The sequence below is a fragment of the Candidatus Cryosericum septentrionale genome, assembly GCF_003570995.1.
Classification (GTDB): Bacteria; Caldisericota; Caldisericia; order Cryosericales; family Cryosericaceae; genus Cryosericum; species Cryosericum septentrionale.
This window is the reverse complement of record NZ_QXIY01000003.1, coordinates 22,113-28,377: the sequence shown is the minus strand read 5'-3', so window position 1 is coordinate 28,377 and position 6,265 is coordinate 22,113. Positions and strand designations below refer to the sequence as shown.

Here is a 6,265-nt window from a genome sequence, read left to right as displayed (position 1 = left end):
TGGGCGAGGTCACGAACCGACGGTAGCTGTTGCCCGACCTTTAGCTCCCCGACGGCGATCCGCCTCTTGATCAGGTCCATGATCTGTGTGTAGATGGGAGCCCTGTCATCAAATTCCATGTCACGCCTCCTCCGTCCCTTGGACGGTCATTGTATTACCTAGCGTCTTGGTGCACTACTAATCTAATACGCATCACGGTAATGTCAAGAGGGTGGCCACGAAGCGCTCTGGACACGTTGGGAGATGCAGTGCCCCGCTCCGCAGCCCGTGACGACCGCGGAGTTTCTCATATACTGTGCGCGTGCCCCTGAAGGGGCAGGGGAGGAACCATGGGAGCGACCGAGAGACCAATGCGAAGGAAAGAGTACGAGGTGACGGATACCACCGTCATACGGCACATTCTAGGACGTGCCACGCTGTGCCGTGTCGCGATGGTGGATGGCAGCGAGCCGTACCTGGTCACCATGAACTGCGGCTGGGACGGCGAACACCTGCTTCTCCATGGTGCAATCCAGGGCAGGAAGCTGGACATCCTGCGCGCCAACCCCCGCGTCTGCGTCGAGGTCGACGAGGACATCCAGCTCGTGATGGGGGCAACGGGCAAGGAGTGCACGGCGAACTACGTCACCGTCGTCGGAACCGGCACCGTATCATTGATCCTCGACTCCTCGGCCAAGAGCCGGGACCTGAATGTCATCATCGGTCAGTGCCATCCCGGCGTCCCCGAGGAGGTGCTCCCCAACGAAGATCTGTCCCATGTCATGGTGCTAGAGGTCCAGTTCGACCATCTCAGCTGCAAGGCGAAGGGGACGACGCCACGACCGTAACACCACATTCCTGACTGGAGGAAAAACGGCGTGATCTATCACATCACAACCGAAGACCTGTGGCAGCAGGCGCTGCTCTCAGGAGACTACGTCCCCGAAAGCTACGAGAACGACGGCTTCATCCACTGTGCGTCACTGGAACAGATCACGGACGTTGCGGACAGCCATTACCATGGCAGGCATGGCCTGCTGCTCCTGTGCATCAATTAGAATGCTTCAAGAGGATTATTTTCTAGAATCTGCTCAACTTCTTCAAATCCTGTTGGGAATGCATAATTATAACGCGCAGGAAGCGCAAATACATATTTGCTGTTACGCTCAAGCTCTTCTGGCCCAATGGGTGCTGCGCCAATATGGAATTCTCCTAGCTGAAGTGAACCCCACTGGTTAAGACTAAAAATCATAATCGGGATATCCTGCCGTGGATTTGCCGAAGTCCATTGAGGATGTCTTATTAGAATTATTGGACCTTGCTCAACAGTTACATCACCACCGAGAGCAGAACCTTCCCACCTATCTTCTATGATGGAATATCCTTTCCAGCTTTCAGGCAATGAAAAACTAAAACCGTATTGACTATTTCGGTATTCAATAATTGATAGGCTTTTCTGGTTAGCAGATCTATTCTTTATTACTATGACTGAAATGCCATAAACGACTATGCCAAGTCCTACAACAATAAGCGCTATTAACAATACTTTGAGTTTCTTGCCTTGAATCAATGTCTTCGTATTACAAGACCTCCCTTCTCATGAGTTGCTCCCTTGTTAAAAATAGTATATCACAGTCCGTAGCAGGTTCTTGATCGACACCCTTGGCTCACTGTACTGGTGACTGGGACCGCGTGCGCTCGCGGCTGACGCCGCTGGTCTCGTCGGTGCTGGCTGCAATCCCATAGACAGGACGCTTGTGCTGTCGCGCGGTTTTCTCTACACTATGGACAGGCACCCGGCATCATTGGGTGGCACCGCAATTCCGCTACCAGCAAAGGGAGGAACACACAATGGGTTGGATGGGTTGGATTATCGCTCTTGCAGTCATTGTTCTCGTGGCCGTGTGGCTCGTTGGCATCTACAACCAGCTCGTCCGCAAGCGCACCATGAAGGACGAAGCCTGGTCGGGCATGGACGTCCAGCTGAAGCGCCGCTATGACCTCATCCCAAACCTTGTCGAGACGGTCAAGGGGTTTGCCGGCCACGAGGAGAAGGTATTCACCGAAGTCACCGAGATGCGCTCCCGCGCCATGGATGCAACCGGTGTCGCGGACAAGGCCGCGGCTGAGAATCAGCTGAATGCGACACTGAAGACCCTGTTCGCTGTCGCAGAAGCCTACCCTGAACTCAAGTCCAACACCAACTTCCTCGACCTGCAGGCGAAGCTTGCAGATCTGGAGGACCAGATCCAGATGGCACGCCGGTACTACAATGGCACGGTGCGGGACTACAACATCATGTGCGAGACGTTCCCGTCCGTCTTCGTCGCAACCATGTTCGGCTTCAAGAAAGCTGAGTTCTTCGAGCTGACTGGCGCCGAGGAACACGAAGCACCGAAGGTCTCGTTCGACAACAAGTAGTAGTCCCTTGATGAATCAGGTGCCGGCCGTGAGGAAGCTCGCCTGCACTGTTCTCATGCTGATGGCAGCCCTCATGCTTCCGTCCCCCGTGGGCAGGGCAGGGGCTGCCGAAGCGGAGCGCATCCTGTCGTTCGATAGCGTCGTCACCGTCCATGTCGACTCCACGATGACGGTGCAGGAGACCATTCGCTTCGTCTCGGCAGGCGTCAGCATCCAGCATGATCTGTACCGTGACTTCCCCACCACCTACACAAACCCGGGCGGTGCACCCGTGCGCGTCTCGTTCCATGTTGTCAGCCTCACGCGGGACGGTGCGACCGAACCATGGCACGCAATCCGGCAGACGAACGGTGTCCGGGTCTATTTGGGGTCCAGCTCGGTAGACCTGGAACCCGGCGAGCACACCTATGTGTTGACGTACACGTCTGACCGTCAACTAGGGTTCTTCGATGACCACGACGAGCTGTACTGGAACGTGACCGGCAACGGCTGGGAGTTCCCCATCGAACGCGCCAGCTGCACAGTCGTCCTGCCCGGAACCGCGTGGCAGCAGATCACCGGACTCACCGCCCATACCGGCCCCCAGGGTGCAACAGGCACGGACTACGCGATGTCGCGCAACGGCAGCGGGAACCCTGTTTTCATGACGACAGCCCCGCTGGCCCAATTCGAAGGGCTGAGCGTCGTCGTCGGATGGCCGAAAGGGTTCGTGGTTCCACCATCATCGCTCCAGACCCTGCGATGGTGGCTGCGGGACAACCGTTCGGTCGGCGTTGCCGTGATTGCGCTCCTCGGCCTCCTGTTGTACTACCTGCTCACGTGGTTGCGCGTCGGTCATGATCCCCGTTCTGGCACCATCGTCCCGCAGTTTGCGCCGCCTGAGGGACTCAGCCCTGCTGCAACTCGGTACCTGCGGCTCATGGGATGCGACACCAAAGGGCTGGCAGCCGCGATGACGGGGCTCGCAGTCAAGGGTGCGCTGGTCATCTCACAGGATGAGGATGGCTCCTTCGCGGTCGACACCACCGGCTCGGCACCAGCAGGCCTGCTCCCGGACGAGACCGAACTCCTGCAGGAACTGTTCCAGGGCCGCTCGAAGACGCGCCTTGTCTTCAGGCAGAGCGCCCACAACCGCGTTCAGGCAGTCCGCAAGGCCCTTGAGCAGGCACTGCGATCGACGTATGGCAAGGGGTACTTCGTCACGAACCTCCGCTATGCAGCGACGGGGATCGCTCTTTCCGTCGCGGGCGTCGTCGCTGCCGGCCTGCTGGGCACGACGCAACCCGAGAGGGTCTTCGGATTTCTGTTCATGTCGATCTGGCTGTCGATATGGACGTTCGGCGTCGCAGCGCTTGTGACCGAGGTCGTCGCGTCGTGGCGTGGACGGTCGGCAGATACGTCGGGAAAACGTATCTTCAGCCTCCCGAGGTCTGTCGGCCTCACGCTCTTCGCGATACCGTTCCTGCTGGGCGAGATCATCGGTACAATCGCGTTCGTCGTGATGGCGGGGCCCCTGCTCCTGGCACTGGTCTTCGTGACCGTCGCAATCGACGTCATCTTCTTCCGTCTCCTGCGCGCCTATACGCCACAGGGTCGAGAGATTCTGAATCAGATCGATGGATTCCGGCTGTATCTCAGCGTCGCCGAGAAGGACCACATGAACATGTTGACTCCGGTCGACCACACGCCTGAAACGTTCGAACGGTATTTGCCCTATGCGCTGGCCCTCGACGTCGAACAACAGTGGAGCGAGAGCTTCGCCGACATCCTGGAGCATACTGATGCGTCCGGTCAGCTAGCCTACCACCCAGTGTGGTTCTCCGGGGGGATCTGGCGTTCCACCACCTTCTCGGCACTCGGCTCATCGCTGTCGGGAGCATTCGCGTCCGCAATCGCCGCCTGCTCGGTGGCTCCAAGAAAGAGCTCCGGGTTCGGCGGAGGTGCAGGTGATGCTGGAGGCGGGGGCTTCGGGGGTGGTGGAGGCGGCGGCTGGTGAATCGCCGCCTTCTGTATATTCTGCTCGTGGGCTGCGTCTGCCGTGCACCGCTGGAGTATTGTCCTCAACTGCGCTATGTTATTTGACAAATCAAGAAGCTAAAGGAGTACACATGAGAAAGCGTAGACTGCTAATCCTGGCCGCCGTGGTGGCGATCGCACTCCTCGTGTCCGTCCCGGGGCTGGTCCTGGCCGAACAGGAGCGCATCACCAGCTTCGACAGCGCAATCACTGTCAACCAGGATGGGTCGATGCGGGTCGAGAACACCATCAGGGCCATCGTGACCGGCGATCAGATCCAGCATGGCATCTACTATGACTTCCCGACCATCTACTCCAATTCACGCACCGGCGGTCGGCTCGTCATCGACTTCCGCGTCCTGGGAGTACAGCGGGACGGACAGGCCGAGCCGTACACGGTAGGGAACTGGGAAAACGGCAAGCGCGTAAAGATCGGAAGCGCCGATACCCTCATCGACCCCGGCGAACACACGTGGGTGCTGCGGTTCAGCGTGAACCGTGAGCTGGGCTACTTCGCCGACCACGACGAGCTGTACTGGAACGTCACCGGCAGCGGTTGGCTCTTTCCCATCGAGCGCGCATCGGCAACCGTCACGCTCCCCACAGGTGCCGCCGCAAAGATCACCGGCCTCAGCGCATACACGGGTGCCGCCGGTTCGACGGCAAGCGCCGTCACAACGACGCAGGACGCCAGCGGAACCCCGACGTTTGTCACAACCTCCGTCCTCCTCCCTGGTGAAGGCCTGACCATCGTCGTCGGATGGCCCAAGGGATACGTGACTCTGCCGACTGCTACAATTCGGCTGGGCTGGTTCCTCCGCGACAACAGCGCCCTTATCGTCGGCCTCCTCGGCGTGCTGCTTGTCTTCCTGTACTACATGGGCGTGTGGTATCGCTATGGCAAGGATCCCGACCGTGGCACGATCTTCGCGCGCTTCGCACCGCCCGAAGGGACGTCCCCCGGAGGTGTCCGGTACCTGTCACGCATGGGACACGACAGCAAGACGTTCACCGCAGCGCTCATCGACATGGCGGTGAAGCGGTACATCAGCATTCACCAGGAACGAAGGAAGTACTGGATCGAGCGGGACACTGCTCCCGAAACCGTCCTGTCCGACGACGAGCTCGCACTGGCCGGGTCTCTCATCGGTGGCAAAGCACGCGTCGACTTCGAGCAGGGCAGCGCCGAGGACATCCAGCGCGCCATCGCAGCCAACCGTCGCCCACTCGAAGCGGACTACCAGCCCAAGTTCTTTGTCAGCAACATTGGGTACTTTGTCGTCGGCATCCTCCTGTCCGTGGCCGTAGCCGTGGTCACCGCCTTCCTGTCCCTCTCCGGGGCCGCGGCACAGTTCGTCGCGCCCGTGGTCGTCCTCGCAGCGCTAGCCGTCATGGGCGTCGTGTTCGGCGTCGCACTCAAGTCATACACCGCAGCGGGACGCAAGGTGATGAACGAGGTCGAGGGGTTCAAGCTGTTCCTGTCCGTGACCGAGAAGGACCGCATGAATCTTCTGAACTCACCTGAACGCACACCCGAGATGTTTGAGAAGTTCCTGCCCTATGCCCTTGCGCTGGACGTGGAGCAGCGCTGGTCCGAGCAGTTTGCCAGCGCCTTCGCGCGCATGGCCGCGGAGGGACGTCCCTACGCGCCCATCTGGTATTACGGAGCCTACTGGAACCCGGCCAATCCAGCTGCGTTTGCCAGCAGCATCGGTACTGGGTTCAGCAACGCCATCAGCGCTTCAGCAGTGGCGCCTGGCACCAAATCGGGCTTCGGCGGGGGCAGCGGCGGCGGGTTCAGCGGCGGGGGTGGTGGTGGTGGAGGAGGCGGTGGCTGGTAGAGCCCTGT

General features: G+C 59.6%; 6 protein-coding genes. 5 read left to right on the top strand and 1 reads right to left on the bottom strand.

Annotated features, from left to right (window positions below; all coding sequences use genetic code 11):
* Nucleotides 1–329 precede the first annotated feature (329 nt).
* Both SMC1_RS01480 and SMC1_RS01475 read left to right on the top strand, forming a co-directional pair.
* Nucleotides 330–827 carry a pyridoxamine 5'-phosphate oxidase family protein gene (locus SMC1_RS01480; protein WP_119085044.1) on the top strand — a complete coding sequence of 166 codons (498 nt, stop codon included), beginning with the start codon at nt 330–332 and terminating at the stop codon, nt 825–827.
* Between the two features lie 30 nt (nt 828–857).
* Nucleotides 858–1,037 carry a DUF952 domain-containing protein gene (locus tag SMC1_RS01475; protein WP_165849119.1) on the top strand — a complete coding sequence of 60 codons (180 nt, stop codon included), beginning with the start codon at nt 858–860 and terminating at the stop codon, nt 1,035–1,037.
* On the opposite strand, the gene SMC1_RS01470 is transcribed toward SMC1_RS01475, so the two are convergent.
* Nucleotides 1,034–1,549, bottom strand: a complete 516-nt coding sequence (locus SMC1_RS01470) for a hypothetical protein (protein WP_207799262.1) — start codon at nt 1,547–1,549, stop codon at nt 1,034–1,036. The two genes, SMC1_RS01475 and SMC1_RS01470, sit on opposite strands and share 4 nt — an antisense overlap.
* Nucleotides 1,550–1,830: 281 nt before the next feature.
* On the opposite strand from SMC1_RS01470, the gene SMC1_RS01465 reads away from it, so the two are divergent.
* From SMC1_RS01465 to SMC1_RS10840, 3 genes are all read left to right on the top strand, one after another.
* Nucleotides 1,831–2,400, top strand: a complete 570-nt coding sequence (locus SMC1_RS01465) for a LemA family protein (RefSeq protein ID WP_207799261.1) — start codon at nt 1,831–1,833, stop codon at nt 2,398–2,400.
* Between the two features lie 10 nt (nt 2,401–2,410).
* Nucleotides 2,411–4,396, top strand: coding sequence for a DUF2207 domain-containing protein (locus SMC1_RS01460; protein ID WP_119085042.1), 1,986 nt, complete (start codon nt 2,411–2,413; stop codon nt 4,394–4,396).
* 112 nt (nt 4,397–4,508) lie between these two features.
* Nucleotides 4,509–6,257 (top strand): DUF2207 domain-containing protein, encoded by a 1,749-nt coding sequence (locus tag SMC1_RS10840; protein ID WP_207799260.1) that lies wholly within the window; start codon nt 4,509–4,511, stop codon nt 6,255–6,257.
* The last annotated feature ends 8 nt before the right edge of the window (nt 6,258–6,265 follow it).

Coding starts and splice junctions, on each gene's coding strand:
- SMC1_RS01460 (WP_119085042.1), top strand. CDS start 2,411: ATGAATCAGGTGCCGGCCGTGAGGAAGCTCGCCTGCACTGTTCTCATG.
- SMC1_RS01480 (WP_119085044.1), top strand. CDS start 330: ATGGGAGCGACCGAGAGACCAATGCGAAGGAAAGAGTACGAGGTGACG.
- SMC1_RS01465 (WP_207799261.1), top strand. CDS start 1,831: ATGGGTTGGATGGGTTGGATTATCGCTCTTGCAGTCATTGTTCTCGTG.
- SMC1_RS10840 (WP_207799260.1), top strand. CDS start 4,509: ATGAGAAAGCGTAGACTGCTAATCCTGGCCGCCGTGGTGGCGATCGCA.